This window comes from Desulfobacula sp., from assembly GCF_030611305.1.
Classification (GTDB): Bacteria; Desulfobacterota; Desulfobacteria; order Desulfobacterales; family Desulfobacteraceae; genus Desulfobacula.
The window spans coordinates 12,441-30,856 of the sequence record NZ_JAUWQB010000002.1; the positions used below are offsets into that span (position 1 = coordinate 12,441).

An 18,416-nucleotide genomic window follows, 5' to 3' on the forward strand; every position below is an offset into this window, starting at 1 on the left:
TTATCCCATACACTGCTTGGTAAAATTCGGATCAAAAGGAACCGGGTATTGTCCGTCAAAGCAGGCTTTGCAAAAATTTAGCTCCGGATTTTTCACTCCTGATGCTTCGAGCATACCTTTAATGGAAAGATAATGCAAAGAATCAAGACCCAGATACTCCCGTAGTTCATCTATGGGTTTTTGCGCTGCAATCAGTTCTCCTTTTGAAGAAAAATCAATGCCGTAATAGCAGGGAAATTTATGAGGCGGACATGAGATACGCATATGTACTTTTTTAACCCCAAGTTCACGCAATGCTTTGACGCGGGTTTTTGCCGTGGTACCGCGAATGATGGAATCTTCAATAATGATAATCTCTTTGCCTTTGATAATCTCTCTGACAGGATTAAGTTTTACACGGACGGTAAAATCACGCATGGACTGGGTGGGCTGGATAAAGCTTCGACCCACATAATGATTCCTGATCATGCCCATTTCAAAGGGGATTCCTGATTCCCTGGCATATCCAATGGCTGCGTAATTGCCTGAATCCGGAAATGGCATGACAAGGTCTGCCTTCACATGGGCTTCCTGTGCCAGTCGTTGTCCATGGGCTTTTCTCATTTCATAGACATTTTTTCCGTCAATGGTGGAGTCGGGTCTGGCAAAGTAGATATATTCAAATATGCATAAGGATTTATGTTTGGCGGCCTTGGGGTGTTTAATGCTTTTAATACCATCTTCATTAATAATGACAATTTCCCCGGGATCAAGTTCCCGGATAAATTCAGCCTGGACCAGATCAAAGGCACAGGTTTCAGATGCCAGGACATAATGACCGTTGAGTTTTCCAAGAGCCAGAGGCCTGAATCCGTTAGGGTCTTTCATGCCGATGACTTCGCCCTTACAGGTTAAAAGGATCATGGAATAGGCGCCCTCAATTTTTGAAACAGCCTTTAAAATTGCACTCTCAATATCCCCTTTAATCAGGCTTTTAATAAAAAGATGGAGAAAAACCTCTGAATCCATGGTGGTCTGGAAGATGGAACCCTGCTCTTCCAGTTCTTCTTTCAGGATATGGGCATTCACCAGATTCCCGTTGTGGGCCACGGCATAGGAGCGGTGCCTGTGGTTGACAACAAAGGGCTGGGCATTGGTTAACACAGAATCCCCGGTGGTGGAATACCTGACATGGCCAATGGCAGAACCCCCTTCAATTCGTTCTAAGTCCTCAATGTTAAAGATGTTATGGACAAGCCCCATGCCTTTGTGGGAGAAAATTTTATCATTTATACCCCGGTTTACCGAAATGCCGGCACTTTCCTGCCCCCTGTGCTGGAGGGCATAAAGGCCAAAATAAGTGATTTTAGCCGCTTCGGGATGTTTATACAGCCCAAATATACCACATTCATCTTTGGGCCTTTTTCCCTTAATCATTGGATTGTGCATGTCTGTTTTCCTGGTGATAGTCTTGAATGGGGTTAACACTAAGACCTTCTTTTTTAAGGGCCTGGATAGCACTGCAGATGGCTCTTGTCCCATCTGTAGTGGTGGCATAAGGGATTTTATATTTAATAGCAGCACGCCTTATTTCATATCCGTCCCGCTTGGTCTGGCTTGATGCACCCGTGTTTAAAATCAACTGGATTTCGTTGTTTGTCACTGCATCCACGACATGGGGCCGGCCGGCAGAAACTTTTTTGACAAATTTTGTGGGAACATCATTCTTTTCAAGGAAAATGGCGGTTCCCCGTGTGGCCATGATATTAAATCCCATTTCATGAAAGCTTTTGGCAACCGGTAGAGCAGCCATTTTATCCTTGTCCTGGACACTGATAAAGACTGTGCCTTGGGTGGGAAGTTTTTGTCCGGCGGCAAACTGGGACTTGGCAACGGCAGCACCAAGATCCTTATCAATCCCCATAACTTCACCCGTGGATTTCATTTCAGGCCCGAGAACCGGATCAACATTGTCAAACCTGTCAAAGGGCATGACCGCCTCTTTAACACAATAGTAAGGCGGGATAATTTCCCTGGTAAAACCCAGTTCATCAAGGGTTTTACCCAGCATGACCTTTGTTGCAAGCTTGGCCAGGGGTACGCCAATGGCTTTGGATACAAAAGGAATAGTCCTTGAAGCTCTTGGATTGACTTCTATAATGTACACTTTTTCTTTCATGATACCAAACTGGATGTTCATCAGGCCTTTAACGTTCAGTTCTTTAGCAATGGCTTTGGCTGCCTCTGTCATTTCGTCAATGTGTTTTTGAGAAATGGAGTATGGTGGCAGTACGCAGGCAGAGTCACCGGAATGGATACCGGCTTCTTCGATATGTTCCATCATGCCGCCGATAACGGTTTTTTCACCGTCGCAGATGGCATCAACATCCAGTTCAAAGGCCTCTTCAAGGAATTTATCAATGAGTACCGGCTTATCAGGAGAAGCCTGGACAGCCAGATAAAAGTATTCTTCAAGGTCGTTTTCATCATACACAATTTTCATGGCACGACCGCCCAGGACAAAAGAAGGACGAACCATGACAGGATATCCAATATCCCTTGCGATCTGCCTTGCTTCTTCATAGGAGGTTGCAATACCGTTTTCAGGCTGTAGCAGTCCAAGTTTGTCCATCATTGCCTGGAAAAGGTCCCTGTCTTCAGCCCGGTCAATGCTTTCAGGGCTGGTCCCGATGATGGGCACACCTGCTTTCTGAAGATCCGAGGCAAGGTTCAGCGGGGTCTGTCCGCCAAACTGAACAATCACCCCATAGGGTTTTTCCTTTTCCACAATGTGAAGCACATCTTCCCGGGTTAAAGGTTCAAAATAGAGTTTGTCAGAGGTGTCATAGTCTGTGGACACGGTTTCAGGGTTGGAGTTGACCATGATGGATTCCACCCCTTCCTCTTTCAGGGCAAAGGAGGCATGAACACAGCAGTAGTCAAATTCAATGCCCTGGCCGATTCTATTGGGACCGCCGCCAAGGATAATGACCTTTTTCTTGTCCGATACCCTTGCTTCGCATTCTGTTTCATAGGTGGAGTAGTAATAAGGGGTTGCTGCCCTGAACTCTGCGGCACAGGTATCCACCAGCTTATAAACCGGAATAATGCCAAGGTCTTTTCTTGTCTGTTCAATCTGTTTTTCCGTCAGATGGGTAAGGTGTGCCAGCTGTTTATCCGAGAAGCCGTATTTTTTGGCTTTTTCAAAGAGATCCCGGGGAAGATCCTTGCCGGCAAGCGTTATCTGTTTTTCAAGATCCACGATCTGTTTCATCTGGTTGAGGAACCAGGGGTCAATACCGGTCATTTCATAGATCGTAGTGATCGGCATGCCGTGTTCAATGGCATATTTTATATAAAACAGCCGTTGAGAATTGGGTGTGGAAAGCTTGTACTCTAATTCATTGCCGGCAACACTTCCGGGAAGCGGATCTTTTCCATCCCCACCAAATCCTGCCCTGCCTATTTCAAGGGACCGGATTCCTTTTTGAAAGGCTTCTTTAAAGGTTCTGCCGATGGACATGGTTTCCCCCACAGATTTCATGGAGGTGGTCAGAATGTCTTGGGTTTCAGGGAATTTTTCAAAGGTCCATCTGGGGATTTTGATCACGCAATAATCAATGGAAGGCTCAAAACAGGCAAGAGTTTCACCGGTGATATCATTGGGAATTTCATCCAGAGTATACCCCACAGCCAGTTTGGCAGCAATTTTCGCAATGGGAAATCCCGTGGCCTTGGAGGCGAGAGCCGAGCTTCTGGAAACCCTTGGATTCATTTCCACCACAATCATATCCCCGTTTTCAGGATTGATGGCAAACTGGACATTTGATCCGCCCGTATCCACGCCGATTTCTCTGATAATAGCGATGGAAGCATCCCGAAGCATCTGGTATTCCTTGTCCGAAAGGGTCTGGGCAGGGGCCACTGTGATGGAATCGCCCGTGTGTACGCCCATGGCATCCACATTTTCAATGGAGCAGATGATGACCACATTATCTGCATGGTCCCGCATGACTTCCAGCTCGTACTCTTTCCATCCAAGGACCGATTCTTCCAGCATGACCTGGGTATTGAGACTGGCGGCAAGTCCTGCCTCTGAAAGGCGGACAACCTCTTCCATATTATAGGCAACCCCGCCGCCTGTTCCGCCAAGGGTGAAACTGGGTCTTACAATGATGGGAAAGCCGATTCGTTTTGAAACTGCTTCAACTTCCTGTATATTGGTGGCAAACCCGCTTTTGGGGATTTTCAAGCCGATTTTATTCATGGCATTCCTGAAAAGCTCACGATCTTCAGCCTTATTAATGGCCTCCTCAGAAGCCCCGATCATCTCAACATTATATTTTTTAAGAATACCCGTCTTCGCCGCTTCAAGAGCTGTGTTCAAACCGGTCTGTCCGCCCAGGGTGGGCAGCAGGGCATCGGGCCTTTCCTTTTCAATGACTTTGATAACGGTTTCAGGGGTGACAGGCTCAATATAAACCTTGTCCGCTGTTTCAGGGTCGGTCATGATGGTGGCAGGGTTTGAATTGATCAGTATTACTTCATACCCTTCCTCTTTCAGGGCTTTACAGGCCTGGGTTCCTGAGTAATCAAATTCACAGGCCTGGCTGATAATGATCGGACCTGCACCAATGATCAGGATTTTTTTAATGTCTTCACGTTTTGGCATTTTCAATCACTTTTGCAAATTGGTTAAAAAGATAGGCTGCATCATGGGGGCCTGGGGAAGCTTCTGGATGATATTGTACGGCAAAGGCCTTTAGGGCATCATTTTTAAGACCCTCAAGGGAATCTTCATTCAGGTTAATATGGGTCATGGCACAATGATCTTTGCCAATGGTATTTAAATCCACGGCAAATCCATGATTCTGGGATGTGATTTCAACCTTGTTGGTTGAAAGGTTTTTCACGGGCTGATTACCGCCCCTGTGGCCGAATTTGATTTTCATGGTTTTACCGCCCATGGCAATTCCGAGAAGCTGCATACCAAGACAGATTCCAAATATGGGAACAAATCCTAAGAGTTCTTTTATGGTATCGACGGCATAGGTCACAGGTTCCGGGTCTCCCGGGCCATTGGACAGAAAGATGCCGTCAGGGTTCAGATGTTTAATGGTCTTGGCACCTGTCGTTGCCGGAACCACAAGCACTTCACACCCTGCTTTTTCAAGGCATCGGATAATATTGTATTTCAGTCCGAAATCAAGGGCGACAACAGAATGTTTTTTGCCTTTGAAATGCCAGATTAAAGGGTCTTCCAATTTGGTGGTATCAATATAGTCCGGCCGGTTATACTTCCAGAAATAGGGTTTTTTTGTGGTTACACAGCCCACAAGATCACTACCCTGCATGGGAGGGATCTGTTTGGCCTTTTCAACCAGGGAATCGGGATCAAGATCCGATGTGGATATGACAGCCCGCATGGCACCGGATTTTCTTATATGGCGGACCAGAGCCCTTGTATCCAAGTCTTCAATCCCCAGCACATGACCTTTGATCAAATAATCTGAAAGGGTTCCTCTGGATCTGAAATTGCTCGGAAAATCCTGGTATTCTTTTACAATAAATGCCGCCACCTGAATCCTGTCAGATTCAATGTCTTCAGGACAGACACCATAATTTCCGATCAAAGGATATGTCATGGTAACCATCTGACCATAGTAGGAAGGATCGGTCAGAATTTCCTGGTAACCTGTCATGCTGGTATTAAACACGACTTCCCCCTTTGCTTCTCCTGGTCCTGTAAAACTCCTGCAAGGAAAAATTCTGCCGTCTTCAAGGGCTAATAATGCTTTCATAAAAATTTACACCTGTTCACCATCGTGTTGATATAAATTAACTTATATAAATTTTTCGGGCCAGACCCGAATCGTTTTACTTAACCTGCAAAATTTATTTGCAAATCAGGTTCGTTTAAATAACACAACCGGACTGATTTTTGCAAGTCAGTTCTGTCTGCTTCTCAAGGCAATTGCCTGTAAGTTGAAAAGTGATTTTATTATCAATTTATTCTGAACCGGCTATTTCAAATATGATGTTGCCACTCCTCCTTTTTTTGATACGAATTGGATCTTATCCGGCAAGCGGAGTTCAACAGTGTTGGGCTACAGCATGACGTCATACACAGCATTTGACCAATGCAGCCCGCTGATAAATTTTAGCACTAAATACCTGAAATCGTCACTTCAACAATTCTTTTTCTGGCATGGTTGTCATGATTGATCACCACAATCTGCTGCCAGGTGCCGAGCCTGGCTTTACTATCTCTGACAGGCACGACAATGGAAGGCCCGATAATGGTATCAAAAAATGTTTTTGTGGCATTCATAGGGATCTCCTTAAAATGAATTCATTTTATTGAAACCCCTTTTCAAGTCAAGAGAAAATTGTGTTCTTGATAAAATTTGTCGGCAATATTATGGTGCTGTTTAGTGGTTGAACGAAAAGTTGGTGGTTTTTGATCGGGCACTATTTATTTAACCTGAAATAATAGGGTATAAATGGATCATAGCGTAATTGACAAGGTCTTCCCCGGGCTTGATACAAATCTTTTAAAAACGGTAAAAAACAGGGTTGATTCTTTTAAGGCAAGCCTGAAAAGGGATGGGCTTCAAATTAATCTGAATCCTGATTTAAAATCTGATCTTATAAAGATTTTTCTTTACAGTGAATTTATTGCATCAAGTTTTACTAGAAATCCAGGTATTTTTAAAGATCTTGTCGACTCAAAAGATCTGTTCAAATCATATTCAAAACATACGATTGTGGCAAGGCTTGAAAAGAAAATTTCCAAAGACATGGATGTGGCAACGGTCAAGGAAATTCTTTTGCAGATCAAGTTGTACGAAACCATTAGAATCGCATGGCGTGATTTAACAGGGAAAGCTTTGCTTTCCGAAACGCTTTTCGATCTTTCAAATCTTGCAGATGCCATTGTTGATACGACCATGGCGGCTATATATGATGAGGTCTGTGAAAGCTATGGCCTTCCCGTGGACAGCGAAGGAAATTTCCAGGGCATGATTGTACTGGGCATGGGTAAGCTGGGTGCCGGAGAATTAAATTTTTCTTCGGACATTGATCTTATTTTTGTCTATCCTATATCCGGGTATACAAACGGGGAGAATATCATTTCCAATGAAGAATTTTTCACAAAAGTATGTCGCAGGTTTTTAAGATTTTTTTCAGCAGGCTCCCATGGTATTAATTTTTACAGGATTGATACCAGACTAAGGCCCTATGGCGATGGCGGACCCCTGGTGATGAGCAGTTTTGCCTTTGAAGAATATTATCAGGCCCAGGGAAGAGGATGGGAAAGATATGCCATGATAAAAGCAAGGCCGGTTGCCGGTGATATTGAGGCAGGCGTTAAACTTTTAAAAACTTTGAATTCCTTTATTTACAGGCGGTATTTTGATTACGGGTCTTTTGATTCCTTCCGGGATATGAAGCACAGAATTACGCTACAGGTAAAAAATAAGAAATTAAAAAACAATATCAAGTTGGGTGCCGGAGGCATCAGGGAAATAGAATTTTTCGGGCAATTGTTTCAAATGATCAGGGGCGGGGTTGAGCCCAAACTCCAGGAACGAAAAATCTTAAAGGTTCTGGATCTGTTAGAAAGCCATTCTTGTATTAATGAGGCAACAAAAAAAGATCTGAAAGAATCTTATGTGTTTTTAAGAATGGTTGAAAACAGGCTTCAGGCCTATGCAGACCTTCAAACTCATGATATTCCTGAAAAAGAAGATCAAAGAAAAGTCCTGGCGCTTTCCATGGGATGTGATGCATGGGATAATTTTGCACAAGACTTAAATGATCACATGCAAAGAGTTCATTATCATTTCAGTCAATTGCTGGTTTCAGAGGAACAGGAGAAACCAGACAAAGAAATGCTGGATCTTAAAGAATTATGGGTCAATATTAATGATCCCCAGTTTGCCGCAGACTCCATAGCCATTGGTCGCTTTAAGGAACCTGACAGGGTATTAAATATTTTAAGATCCCTTGAAGAACATCCAAATACTAAAAGGCTGACATCCAATGGAAGGAAAAAACTGGCAAGACTGATTCCGGTACTGATCAGGAAAATCGGTGAGCAAAATGATCCCGATGCTGTCTTAGTCAAATTAATTGATCTGATCATAACCATTGAAAGAAGAACCTGCTATCTGTCTTTGCTCATAGAAAACAAACGCGCACTTGAAACATTGATCATACTTGCCCAAAAAAGTCCCTGGATCATTACATTCCTTTCAAAGCATCCGGCATTGCTGGATGAACTCATGCATCCTGCCACACTCTATTCCCCTCCCGGCAAACAGGCCCTGGAAAAAGAGATGGAGATCCGCATGGCAGGTGTTCCATCAGGTGATATAGAATTCCTGATCGAGGAATTGTGTGTTTTCCGACAAGTCAATTACTTGCGGGTTTCTGCTGCAGATGTAAGCGGAAATTATCCATTGATGAAAGTCAGTGACCATCTGACATATATTGCAGAGACTGTTCTTTCTCAAGTGCTTCTAAGTTCATGGGATATTGTGGCACAAAAATATGGTATTCCACAAGGCTTATCGGATGAAACCCTTGATCATTGCGGGTTTGCCGTTATTGCATACGGAAAAGTCGGCGGGCTGGAAATGGGATATAAATCAGATATTGACATTGTTTTTTTACATAAGGCAGAATCAGGCCTTACAAAGGGAAAAACAAAGAGCATTGATAATATCAGGTTTTATTCAAATTTGGGCCAGAGAATCATCAATGCTTTAACCATGCATACGCCTGCAGGGACTCTGTATGGGGCAGATATGAGGCTGAGACCGGGGGGCAATTCGGGAATGATTGTCTCCCACATTGATGCCTTTGAAGATTATATGAAAAATCAGGCCTGGACATGGGAGCATCAGGCATTGATCAGGGCCAGACCTGTTGCAGGTGACAAAGGGCTTTGTTCAAAGTTCAATGAGATCAGGAAGAGTATTCTGATAGAGAAAAGGGATACCAAAGCGTTAAAAAGAGAAGTCGGTGATATGCGGGAACGAGTGCGGGATGAGCACTTAAAGTATACGAAAGATTTTTTTGATTTAAAGCAGTCCAGGGGCTGTATTGTGGATATTGAGTTTCTGGTTCAGTATTTAATTTTAAAAAATGCCCATGCCTGTCCTGATATAATCATTTGGACAGATAATATGAGGCTCCTGGAAAGCCTTGATGCAGAAGGGATTATTACGGGGTGCGAAAGCGAACGGCTCCAAAATGCCTATCTTGTCATGCGAAAGGCCATACACAGATTCAACCTCCAGGAAAAGAGCCTTGAACTTCCTCAAACTCATTTTTCAGAGGTAAGAGAACATGTCATCGATATGTATGATCAATATTTAGAAGGTTAAGAAATCAATACAAGGCTGAGCCAGGGCCAGTAGGTAATGATAAGGACGGCCAGAAGCAGTACCAGCATAAACGGGATGGTGGCTTTGTAAATGTCAATAATGGGTTTATTAAACCGGTACCCGGCAATGAACAGGTTCATCCCCACAGGCGGGGTAAAGTATCCGATCTGCATATTAGCAAGAAAAATGATGCCCAGATGAACGGGATCAACGCCATATTCCAGTGCAACAGGCAGCATAAGAGGGACCATGATGATAATGGCTGAAAAAATATCCAGCATGGCCCCGAGAATCAAAAGAAAGATATTTAAAAGAATTAAAAAAACGAGCTTACTGGTTATATAGGTCTGACAGAGGTCAAACAACTTCATGGGCACTTCAGCATCAATCAGGTAATTTGTAAAGCCTAAGGAAACCCCCAGTATTAAAAGGATTCCTCCCACCATTACCATTGAATCCCTGACGATGCCGGTAAGTCGAGACAACCGGATTTCTTTATAAATAAAGACTTCCACGATTAATACATACATTGCTGTCGCGGCAGCCGCTTCGGAAACGGCAAAAAATCCTGAGTAAATGCCGGTAAACACAAATACAGGCAGAGGAATTTCCCAGATAGATTCCCTGACGGCTGATAAGGCCTTTTTTAAAGAAAAAGATGTTAAGGGGACAGGGGCTTTCCGGTTGGCCCAGATACTCCATAAGGAGAGAAGGAGTATCATTAAAATGGCAGGCAGGATGCCGGCAATAAACAATTTTTCAATTGAGATATCTTCTCCCGAACTCATCTGCTGGGCGATAACCCCATATAGAATCAGAGGAAGGGATGGGGGAAGCAAAAGTCCTAAGCTCCCAGAAGTCGTTACAAGCCCAAGGCTGAATTTATCTTTGTATCCGGCCTCTTTCAAAGCAGGATACAGCAACGCCCCCATGGCTACAATGGTGACGCCTGACGCCCCGGTAAAGGCTGTAAAAAGGGCACAGACAATAAATGCAACAATGGCAAGCCCTCCCGGCATCCATCCGAAAAAGGCCTGGGTCAGCCTGACAAGACGTCCCGAGGTGTTGCTCTCTCCAAGCATATATCCGGCAAAGGTAAACATGGGCAATGCCAGGAGAATCGGGGTGTCTGCAATGCGATACAGCTCTATGGCCATGACGGATAAATCAATATCGCCAAAATAAAAACCCGTCATGGCGGCAGCAATGATAATGCTGAAAAGCGGTGCCCCCAGAAGAGCAAGAAGAATCAGTATAGCGATGATTAAATATATCATTGCGGGATGCGCTTAAATCGTTTAAGCAAGCAGGTGAAAGAAAAGAAGATATACCTGAGACTGATAATGGCAAATGCAACCGGGATAATGCTTTCACAGATCCAGGCCGGGATATTTGTAAATGCCATAAGACCGTCCTGTCTTTCCATCATCACAAACTTCAGACTGAAATATGCCATCACAGCACAAACCAGTGCTGTGAAAATATAAATAATAAAAGTTGTCTGTTCTTTTATCTGATCAGGAAGATACCGGGATATAACGTCAATACTGATGTGATGGTTGTTTCTGCTGGCAACCATTGCACCGATAAGGCCGATCCATAAAACCAGTACCCTGATAAGCTCGTCACCCCAGAGAATTCCGGAGTCAAACAGGTTTCTTAAGACAATTTGCAGTACGGCCATGAAGATCATTGAAAGCAGAAGTCCGATAAGAATACTGTCCTCAATTTTTTGAAGAATCGTAATGATATATTGGGAGAAAGACGTTTTTTTACTGATCATTGGTTAGGTCTGCTTTTGAATGAAAATTTTTTAGATGCGCATCCAGTTGATCAACCACATCCTGGGGCAGGATCCCGGATTCGATCATTTTTTTTGATGCATTCCCGGCTACTCTGTGCCAGTCGTTCAAGGCGTCCTGTGAAGGTGTGATAAATATTATCCCTCTGTTTTTTAACGCCTGGATTGCTTTGATATCATCATCTCTGTTTTGAATATCAATTTCCTTTAATGCTTTGGTCATGACGAGTGTGACAATTTTTCGGTCCTGTTCTGCGATTGATAAAAATTTCTTTTTATCAATCGCAAGTACGGCATAAAGATAAATCAGGGGTATGTCCGTTACATATTTAATCTGGGTATGCCATTGCAGGACAATAGCGCCAACAGGAGAGGTTGCCACCGTGTTAATCAAACCGGACTGGAGGCTGGTCCGCACATCTGCAATGGGCAGGGGAATAGGAGTGAGACCAAAGGCCCTTATGGAATCCCGGCTGATTTTATCATTGTCCGGAATCCATACTTTCTGATTTATTAGATCCTGTACCGTCTCTACGGGTTTTTGTGACATAATGTATGCGAATCCACCGCCCATGAGCCCGAAAGTCACAAATCCGGCTTTATCAAGGCCGTCAATGATATACTGGTCCATATATTTTCTGACATAGCCTACTTCTTCAAGACTTTTAAATTTCAAAGGTTGTGCATATATCTGGTTTGCCGGGAAAAACTGAGAAAGGCTTCCTCCCACAACAGCTCCACCGTGCAGCTGGCCAATACGGATTTTTCTTAAAACCGTTTTATCATTGCCCATGACACCGCCGGGATAGAATTTGAATATCACACGATTATCGGTTTCTTCAGCAACCTGTTTTGCGCCCATCCGCATTTTTTCCATCCACATGGAGCCTTCGGGCGACAGGGTGGCAATTTTCAGTCTGATGGCATAGACATTATCTGTTATGAGCATAATAAACAGTATCAACACCAATCGTTTAAGGATTTGAATCATGGATATCTCCGGTTTAACATCATTTAAAAATAGTCATCTGCATCATCTATCAATTCTTTGGCCTGTATTTGAGCCCGGGTATTTACAAGGGTATAGCCCGGCACATAGGGGTCGGCAGCTATTACGTCTTTTAGCAATTGATCATGAAGTTTTCTGTCAAATACCATCTTTGCATACAATTTTGCATAAAGAACCTTTGCCATCAGATTTTTCCCCCGGGATAATTTGATAGCGCTATCAAAATAATGTTTCCCCAGCTCGGGTTTGCCCCCAAGAGCAGGCGGCAGCAAGGTTGCCAACGTTCCCATGTATAAATATGCAGCCCCGTCTTTATACGTCTCATCAAGTTCAATTACTCTTTGCATGATCATTTCAATATGTGACATGTCTGCGATGGCATTAAAGTCATTCTTATTGGCCATGATCCACCCTGCCCAGGCATTGCCGAGGGCAAAAAGGGCGGGGACATGTTTTTTCTCCATAGTTGACATGATTTTTTCAAATTCTTTAAATGTTTCTGATTTAAGCATACAGGCATTGTTTTTTTCAAGACAAATGGCCTGATTGGCATAATTCAAGGCTTTGGCAGCCATTTTTCGGGATCGGCCAACATCTTTTACAAACAGGTCTGCATAGGCAGTGTATAACATGCTAGCCGTGAACAGCAGGGTTTCATTTTTCGGGTCTTTGCTGATCAGGCTGTCGATCATCAGCAAATATGCCGGGGCTCCGGTTTTTACCATGGATAAATCGTCATTGTTTAAAATCGTGTCGGAAAGATGTTCCATCATGTCTGATGTGGCGGATGATATGATGACCGCGCATCCTGACGAGAGAAAGAGACTGATTATACAAAAAACAAAGACAACAGCAGATGATACGGATTGTTTGAAATTATGGTTCACCAACCGAAGAAGAATCATCAATAAATCAAATCCTTTATCTATTTGGAGATTTTAATAACAGCAATTTATTATTCAGATTGAAAATTAACTTGTTTGATAAAAAAAAGCAACTAGGGATTCACGGTAAATCATTAAAATGCAGATATAAGCGCGATACCTGTTATGGCGAGAATGATTCCGGAAAACTGGATTTTCTGTATTCTCTCACCTGCGATAATCATTGAAAGAATAATAGTAACGGCAGGATACATGGAGCTTATGACAGCAACCTGGCTGAGCATTCCTTTTGAGGTCGCCAAGGCAAAGCAAAACGCAGCCATGGTGTCCATGAAGCCCATTAGAAGAATATAGGGTAGTTGAACTTTTCCGACGTTAACGCTAACTTTTGCAAAAAAGAGCGAAGGGATCAAAAGGATGAGTGCGGATGATCTCATGATCATGGATGCCCAGATCGGGTGACTGGTGCAGGCCTTGTCCATTGTTATGAAATAGAATCCCACTAAAAATGCCGAGCCGACAGCAAGCCCGACTCCTTTGGTGAGTTTCCCTCCGGTTTTCCCCGAATTATTCTCCATGACAGCCATTAACGAACCCAAAATGGCAATGACAATACCCAACAGGCTTAAACCGGACAGGGTGTCTCCAAAAAAAATTCCCCAGATGACCGGCAGAATAACGCCTGTCGCACTAATGGGAGCCAGGATGGACATGGTCCCCACAGCAAGGCTGCGATATAATAGAAATATGGCGACAACCCCTATGATACCTGCCGGAATGGCCCAGAAAAGCAGCGGATCATTGGGCAGGGGTTTGTTCAACAAAAAAAGAATACCGCCAAGAAGAAAAGTCCCCACCAACGAGGAGATCATCAAAATGCTGAGTGTAGGCAGGTTACGGCTTTTAAGCCCTCCGATAAAATCTGCGATGCCCCAGCCGAAACAGGCAAATATGGATAATGTAATCGGTAACACTTGCTGGCCCTCATGGGTGTTCGTAATTAAATGGTTCTTTTTCTTGTTTTAAAAGTAGATTAAAGTTATAGATTAGTAAAATTAATCTTTATTATCGATTGGATAAGTATTGATTATGTTACCCGATTTAAACAGATTAAGAGTATTTTACCATGTCTATTCATTGCAAAGCATTAATATGGCGGCAAAAAATCTTCATCTTACCCAGCCAGGCGTAAGCCAGCATATAAAAAAACTTGAATTTGAAATAAAAATCCCTTTGTTTATCAGACGTCACAAAAAAATTATTCCCACCCGGGCAGCAGATAAGCTGTTTGACATGGTCAAACCATTTATGGAAACCTTAGGCAGTGAAATTAAAAATATTGCAAAACCAATGGATCACCCCTACGGACTGCTCAGAATTGGCGCACCTCTTGAATTTGGAAAGACATATTTCCCGGCCATTTGTCAAACCTTTAGAAAAAAATACAATCAGGTGACCTTTAAAATAAGGCTTGAAGAGCCGGACCAGCTCTTGGATATGTTAAATAGGGGGTCGCTTGATTTTGCGGTGATTGATTATTTTTCAGCCAAAGACCAGTTTTTGGGAAGACCGGAACAATACAAAATAGATCCCCTGGCAGAAGAAACCTTTGTTCTGGCAAGTTCAAAAGAGTATTTTGAAAATACGATGAAAAAAAATATTTCTTTTGAAACCCTTATGTCAATGGACTTTATTACAGACGAACATGAACCCTTTATTTTGAAACACTGGTTCTGGCATTATTTTAAAAAATCAATTTCAAAGTTTAATATCATCATGGCCATTGAAAGCCACCAGGCACTCTTAAATTGTGTAAGACTTGGAATGGGGCTGGCCATTACAGCAGATCATCTTATCTGGAATGAAATTGAAACAGGAAAAATAGTTCCGATTTTTCCCACTAAAGAAAAAGTGATTAATGAAATTTCTTTTGTACAACTCAGAGACAAGAAGCCCACGCTGACTGAAGAAACGTTTCAAACCTTTTTTAAAAAACAGATAAAGACAAAAGAGAGTTTGAAATAATCAGATATGGGTCATTCATTGGGAATAGGTTTAATATTGATTTCAGCGGCATCCTTTGGTGCCATGGCCATTTTTGCAAAGTTCGCATACTTGTCCGGGATCAGTACCCATTCCCTGCTTTTTTTCAGGTTTGTCATTGCAGTGATGGTCATGCTGCCCATCGCAGTGTTACAAAAAAGAAAATTTCCAAAAGGAAAAGACCTTTATATACTCATTGCCATGGGAGCCATAGGATATGCGGGGCAATCATATTGTTATTTTAAGGCACTTACACTCATTCCACCATCACTTGTGGCAATTTTGCTTTACTTATATCCGGTCATTGTTGCGATCCTGTCTGTTTTTTTCCTGGATGAAATCTTAACAAAAAATAAGCTTTTTGCTTTATGTATTGCCATTTCAGGGGTCATACTGGTCATTGGGGTTGATACCAATGGAAACATGAAAGGAATCATGCTCGGAGTTGGTGCTGCATTGATTTACTCCGTCTATACCATTGCCGGAGCCAGAGTGATGAAAAGAAATGACACATTTACATCCAGCCTTGTTGTCATTGCTTCTGCTGCATGCTTTTATCTTCTCTATAATATAAAGGCAGGGTTTTTTTTCCCAACAGCAGGGTTCTACTGGATGAACATCATGGCCATTGCCATTCTTTCAACCGCGGTTGCAATATATGCCTATTTTCAGGGAATAAAATTGTCCGGTGCCATTAATGCATCCATGCTGTCCACTTTTGAACCGGTAACGACAATGGTCCTTGCATCACTCTTTTTAGGACAGCATATCGGATGGTTGCAGATGGCAGGAACAGCATTGATTTTATCTTCCGCCGTTCTTGTAGCCCTATACTCAAAATCTTAATAAAAAGTCGCTTTCCCCCAAAAAGATTTAATTTTGTAACAATGGGCTTGATATTTTAATACACCATGCATTATATAGTTGCGCATAATATAACTACGAACAAGCAATATGATCAAAAAGGAAATGAAAATGGAAACATCTGTTTGTGCATCCTGGTTCTCCACCGCCACCTTTTTTCGATATTTCAATCCAGGCCAAATGGTACTTGCAATCCCATATCGTATGGCTTACCTTAGATAAATTATTCAGGAGGTTTGATTTTGTGGATTAATATTCGTGGAGGAAACCATGAAAACATTTGTTAAAGATATTATGGTCACTGAATTTGATACAATCCGTTCTGATGAAACTGTTGAAAAAGCCATTCAAATGATTTTAAATGGCAAAATCAGAGAAACAGGTGATAAGACCATCAGCCTTATGGTGCTTGATAAAGTGATGATGTTTGTGGGGATAATAACAATGGCTGATATTCTTTATCATCTGCGGCCCGCTTTTTTAAATTATGGGATAAGCGGGGAACACGTATCATGGGATGAACAATTTGATATAGCCATGAAAAATCTTAAAGAAAAAGAAGTACGTCAACTTATGAGCATCAATATAGTTGGAGCTTCAGTTGATGAACATCTCATGGTTATACTGGATCGCATGGTAAAAAATAAATACCATAGACTTCCTGTATTAAAGGGTGGGAGGCCTATTGGTATTGTATATCTCTCTGATATTTATTTTCATTTTTTTTCATGAATTTCAATTTATCATAGGAGATAATAAAGAATCCTGAAAGCACAATCCTCAGGGGTTGTCCTTGTCCTTGTCCTGGAACTGATCTTTTTTACCAGTGTATGTGCCAGACTTTTTGCTTTAGCACTCTTCAGAGCAACCTTATGGCTTGTTGCATGCAGTTTTGCAGCGGCTTCCTGTTTGATCGCACATATCAGCTCACATGATTTGCACCCTGATTGATATGGTAGAATATTTACAGGTGATAAACTTTGTTTGACAACAAGTATTTAATATTTATATACTTTCTTTAATATTTGTCTTTATTTTCGAATCGTGTCAACAAAGAAGGAGACTTGGATGGAACAAACAAGAATTCTGGTGGTTGATGATGAGTTGATTATTCGCGAATCCCTTTCCGGCTGGTTGAGAAGAGACGGGTATCATGTAAGCAGTGTGTCAAGTGGTGAAGAAGCTATTGAAACGCTAAAAATTAATAGCTTTGACATACTCTTGCTGGACATTCAGATGGATGGCATCAGTGGAATGGATGTCCTTACGCATGTAAAGGAACACTATCCCGATATTGACGTGATTATGATCACGGCTTTCGGCTCCATCCCTTCGGCAGTCCAAGCCATGAAATCCCATGCTTTTGATTATCTTCTTAAGCCGTTTGATCCGGATGAACTCGGGGTGCTCATCCAGAAATTGATTGATCACAGGGCCAGAATAAAAGAAAACCTGTTTTTAAAGGAAGAGTACGAGCAAAGAACCCGGTTTGAAAGTATGATCGGTCAGTCCCGGCCCATGCAGGAAATTTTCAACATGATAGAAGATGTCAAGGACACGGATACCACGGTTCTGATCACGGGTGAGACCGGAACGGGAAAAGGCCTTGCCGCCAAGGCCATTCATTCCAATAGCAGGGTTTCCAACGGCCCGTTTGTCAGTGTGAATTGCGGCTCAATTCCAAAACATATCATGGAAAGCGAACTCTTCGGTCATCAGAAAGGGGCCTTTACAGATGCCAAGGAAACCCGGAAAGGCCGCCTGGAAATGGCTAGCGGCGGGACATTGTTTCTGGATGAAATCGGTGAGATCAGCATGCGGATGCAGATTGATCTTCTCCAGGTTCTGGAGGATAAAATATTTTACAAGGTTGGGGGTACCCAGCCCCTTTCAGCCGATTTCAGGGTGATTGCGGCGACCAATGCGAGCCTTGAACAGGCCATTAAAAATCGAACATTTCGGGAAGACCTGTATTACCGCCTGAATGTCATTGCTTTTACCATGCCGACTTTACGGGAACGAAAAGAAGACATTCCTTTGCTGGCCGAGCATTTTTTGATGAAGACCACCCAGGAGATCAACAGGGGGGTGGAAAGAATCAGCAGGGATGCCATGGATGAACTCATGCTGTATGAATGGCCCGGAAATGTAAGGGAGCTTTCCAATGCCATTGAAAGAGCGGTGGTGGTCTGTAAAACCGGTACCATTACCCCATTGGATCTTCCCATTGTAAAGACGCTGGAAAACGAACTGAAAAAGAAGTATTTCTCACTGACTGATGTGGAAAAACATCATATTACCAAAATTTTGGATGAAACCAGTTGGAATATTTCCAAGAGTTCCACCATCCTTGGTATTGACAGATCAACCCTGTACAATAAGATCAAACGATATGGCCTGAAAGACTATCGTGACAAATAGCGATGGTCACAGCATTGGCA

The 18,416-nt window shown here is 42.7% G+C and carries 14 protein-coding genes; 5 read left to right on the forward strand and 9 right to left on the reverse strand.

The window, feature by feature from the left end:
* From purF to QAI40_RS00550, 4 genes are all read right to left on the reverse strand, one after another.
* Positions 1-1,416 (reverse strand): amidophosphoribosyltransferase, encoded by a 1,416-nt coding sequence (purF, locus tag QAI40_RS00535; protein ID WP_299978459.1) that lies wholly within the window; start codon positions 1,414-1,416, stop codon positions 1-3.
* Complete coding sequence (carB, locus tag QAI40_RS00540; RefSeq protein WP_299978428.1) at positions 1,409-4,651, reverse strand: carbamoyl-phosphate synthase large subunit; 3,243 nt, start codon at positions 4,649-4,651, stop codon at positions 1,409-1,411. Before carB ends, purF begins: the two co-directional genes overlap by 8 nt.
* Positions 4,638-5,780, reverse strand: a complete 1,143-nt coding sequence (gene carA, locus QAI40_RS00545; protein ID WP_299978426.1) for a glutamine-hydrolyzing carbamoyl-phosphate synthase small subunit — start codon at positions 5,778-5,780, stop codon at positions 4,638-4,640. Before carA ends, carB begins: the two co-directional genes overlap by 14 nt.
* A gap of 365 nt (positions 5,781-6,145) precedes the next feature.
* Positions 6,146-6,310, reverse strand: coding sequence for a YjbQ family protein (locus QAI40_RS00550; RefSeq protein ID WP_299978423.1), 165 nt, complete (start codon positions 6,308-6,310; stop codon positions 6,146-6,148).
* Positions 6,311-6,482: 172 nt separating this feature from the next.
* Here QAI40_RS00550 and glnE point away from each other — a divergent pair, with 172 nt between their 5' ends.
* On the forward strand, positions 6,483-9,374 hold the full coding sequence (gene glnE, locus QAI40_RS00555; RefSeq protein WP_299978420.1) for a bifunctional [glutamate--ammonia ligase]-adenylyl-L-tyrosine phosphorylase/[glutamate--ammonia-ligase] adenylyltransferase: 2,892 nt from the start codon (positions 6,483-6,485) through the stop codon (positions 9,372-9,374).
* Here glnE and QAI40_RS00560 read toward each other — a convergent pair.
* The 5 genes from QAI40_RS00560 to QAI40_RS00580 form a co-directional block, all read right to left on the reverse strand.
* Positions 9,371-10,651 carry a TRAP transporter large permease gene (locus QAI40_RS00560; protein ID WP_299978418.1) on the reverse strand — a complete coding sequence of 427 codons (1,281 nt, stop codon included), beginning with the start codon at positions 10,649-10,651 and terminating at the stop codon, positions 9,371-9,373. The genes glnE and QAI40_RS00560 overlap by 4 nt on opposite strands.
* On the reverse strand, positions 10,648-11,157 hold the full coding sequence (locus QAI40_RS00565; protein ID WP_299978415.1) for a TRAP transporter small permease: 510 nt from the start codon (positions 11,155-11,157) through the stop codon (positions 10,648-10,650). Before QAI40_RS00565 ends, QAI40_RS00560 begins: the two co-directional genes overlap by 4 nt.
* The gene (locus tag QAI40_RS00570) at positions 11,147-12,166 is read right to left on the reverse strand and encodes a TRAP transporter substrate-binding protein (RefSeq protein WP_299978412.1); all 1,020 of its coding nucleotides are present in this window, start codon (positions 12,164-12,166) and stop codon (positions 11,147-11,149) included. Before QAI40_RS00570 ends, QAI40_RS00565 begins: the two co-directional genes overlap by 11 nt.
* Before the next feature lie 23 nt (positions 12,167-12,189).
* Complete coding sequence (locus QAI40_RS00575; protein WP_299978409.1) at positions 12,190-13,089, reverse strand: TRAP transporter TatT component family protein; 900 nt, start codon at positions 13,087-13,089, stop codon at positions 12,190-12,192.
* Positions 13,090-13,202: 113 nt separating this feature from the next.
* Positions 13,203-14,042, reverse strand: a complete 840-nt coding sequence (locus QAI40_RS00580; RefSeq protein WP_299978406.1) for a DMT family transporter — start codon at positions 14,040-14,042, stop codon at positions 13,203-13,205.
* A 115-nt stretch (positions 14,043-14,157) separates the two neighbouring features.
* On the opposite strand from QAI40_RS00580, the gene QAI40_RS00585 reads away from it, so the two are divergent.
* From QAI40_RS00585 to QAI40_RS00600, 4 genes are all read left to right on the forward strand, one after another.
* Entirely contained in the window at positions 14,158-15,093 is a 936-nt protein-coding gene (locus QAI40_RS00585; RefSeq protein ID WP_299978403.1) for a LysR family transcriptional regulator, read from the forward strand.
* Positions 15,094-15,111: 18 nt separating this feature from the next.
* A complete protein-coding gene (locus QAI40_RS00590) occupies positions 15,112-15,957 on the forward strand; it encodes a DMT family transporter (RefSeq protein WP_299978401.1) in 846 nt (281 codons plus the stop codon).
* A gap of 288 nt (positions 15,958-16,245) precedes the next feature.
* Complete coding sequence (locus QAI40_RS00595) at positions 16,246-16,707, forward strand: CBS domain-containing protein (protein ID WP_299978398.1); 462 nt, start codon at positions 16,246-16,248, stop codon at positions 16,705-16,707.
* A gap of 336 nt (positions 16,708-17,043) precedes the next feature.
* Positions 17,044-18,396, forward strand: coding sequence for a sigma-54-dependent transcriptional regulator (locus QAI40_RS00600; RefSeq protein WP_299978395.1), 1,353 nt, complete (start codon positions 17,044-17,046; stop codon positions 18,394-18,396).
* The last annotated feature ends 20 nt before the right edge of the window (positions 18,397-18,416 follow it).

Coding starts and splice junctions, on each gene's coding strand:
- QAI40_RS00595 (WP_299978398.1), top strand. CDS start 16,246: ATGAAAACATTTGTTAAAGATATTATGGTCACTGAATTTGATACAATC.
- QAI40_RS00585 (WP_299978403.1), top strand. CDS start 14,158: ATGTTACCCGATTTAAACAGATTAAGAGTATTTTACCATGTCTATTCA.
- carA (WP_299978426.1), bottom strand. CDS start 5,780: ATGAAAGCATTATTAGCCCTTGAAGACGGCAGAATTTTTCCTTGCAGG.
- purF (WP_299978459.1), bottom strand. CDS start 1,416: ATGATTAAGGGAAAAAGGCCCAAAGATGAATGTGGTATATTTGGGCTG.
- QAI40_RS00565 (WP_299978415.1), bottom strand. CDS start 11,157: ATGATCAGTAAAAAAACGTCTTTCTCCCAATATATCATTACGATTCTT.
- QAI40_RS00550 (WP_299978423.1), bottom strand. CDS start 6,310: ATGAATGCCACAAAAACATTTTTTGATACCATTATCGGGCCTTCCATT.
- QAI40_RS00570 (WP_299978412.1), bottom strand. CDS start 12,166: ATGATTCAAATCCTTAAACGATTGGTGTTGATACTGTTTATTATGCTC.
- QAI40_RS00600 (WP_299978395.1), top strand. CDS start 17,044: ATGGAACAAACAAGAATTCTGGTGGTTGATGATGAGTTGATTATTCGC.
- QAI40_RS00560 (WP_299978418.1), bottom strand. CDS start 10,651: ATGATATATTTAATCATCGCTATACTGATTCTTCTTGCTCTTCTGGGG.
- glnE (WP_299978420.1), top strand. CDS start 6,483: ATGGATCATAGCGTAATTGACAAGGTCTTCCCCGGGCTTGATACAAAT.
- carB (WP_299978428.1), bottom strand. CDS start 4,651: ATGCCAAAACGTGAAGACATTAAAAAAATCCTGATCATTGGTGCAGGT.
- QAI40_RS00575 (WP_299978409.1), bottom strand. CDS start 13,089: ATGATTCTTCTTCGGTTGGTGAACCATAATTTCAAACAATCCGTATCA.